We start from the raw sequence: 931 nt of genomic DNA on the forward strand, positions 1-931 counted from the left end.
GTCGGCCGCAACATGCGTCTGGCAGTTCTTGGGGCAGACGCGGCCGCAGGCTCCGCAGCCGATGCAGCGGCCGGCATCATCGACAACCATGATCATGCGATTGAGCTTGCCGTCGAAATCGTCGTCCTCGTCATCGCAGGGGCCGAGGATTTCACCCGCATCATCAACGCCGTGAAGATGCATGACATCGCGCGAGCAGACCTTGAAACAACGGCAGCAGCCGATGCAGGTTTGCTATCGATGGAGGTCAGGTACGGCGGCATCCAAATGGAGCCGTCACGGGTGGTGAATGTGCGCATCATCCTAAATTCTTCATTGAAGCGAGTTCTCTCTTGGCAACATCCAACTCGGCATAAACGGCTTGGGTTTTCTCGGCGACTTCCTGTATGTCGGCCCACTTGCCCGGCAGACCCTCGACGAGGTCCTGCAATGCCATCTTGGCAATAGCTGCACGCAACTGGAGCTTTCAGACTTTTTTCCTCATCCTATCTAGGTCTGACATAGATCCTTTCTGGAACAATGGTTTCTTGATGCGCTCCATCTCGGGCTAGGCTTCAATGGCTGCAGTCGCATCGTCGACCAGTTTCGTACCGGCCTCAGCAAGTTTGCGGAAAGTCTCGAAGCCGAACCGGTGGACGTCTCGACAGAACGCCCAACCGCCGGAAGCCCCCACGGGTTTCATTTCTATTGTCGGCGACGTCGACACGCCGGAGCGCTCCTCGATCGCAAGCGCTACGGCGGTGTAAAACATGTCGAGCCTCCACAGCGCGTCAGGATCGGGATCGCCGCCAAAGGGTACCGCACGTTGCTGTTGCTTGGTGATGATGAACTCGGCCAGCAGCTCGGCATCCGAATGGCCTTCCCATAAGCCGAAGGAATCCTGAGTACGAATGAGCCGCAGGAGGCATTTGACGAACGGGGAAGCAAGGGC

2 protein-coding genes and 1 pseudogene are annotated in these 931 nt (G+C 57.6%); all 3 read right to left on the minus strand.

Annotation, left to right across the window (positions count from 1 at the left end; all coding sequences use genetic code 11):
* Positions 1-302, minus strand: a pseudogene (fdxB, locus tag JT360_RS33205) (ferredoxin III, nif-specific); the annotation flags it as partial.
* Positions 299-436, minus strand: a complete 138-nt coding sequence (locus JT360_RS33210) for a CCE_0567 family metalloprotein (protein ID WP_373565054.1) — start codon at positions 434-436, stop codon at positions 299-301. The gene JT360_RS33210 and the pseudogene fdxB, both read right to left, overlap by 4 nt.
* A 111-nt stretch (positions 437-547) precedes the next feature.
* Positions 548-931: DUF269 domain-containing protein (locus JT360_RS33215; protein WP_127298252.1), on the minus strand; the 384-nt coding region annotated here is incomplete at its 5' end.

The organism is Mesorhizobium sp. dw_380 (assembly GCF_018588885.1).
In the GTDB taxonomy this organism is placed as follows: domain Bacteria; phylum Pseudomonadota; class Alphaproteobacteria; order Rhizobiales; family Rhizobiaceae; genus Mesorhizobium.

Bases quoted from the DNA above. Each gene is read 5' to 3' on its own strand.
- JT360_RS33210 (WP_373565054.1), bottom strand. From the start codon at position 436: ATGGCATTGCAGGACCTCGTCGAGGGTCTGCCGGGCAAGTGGGCCGAC.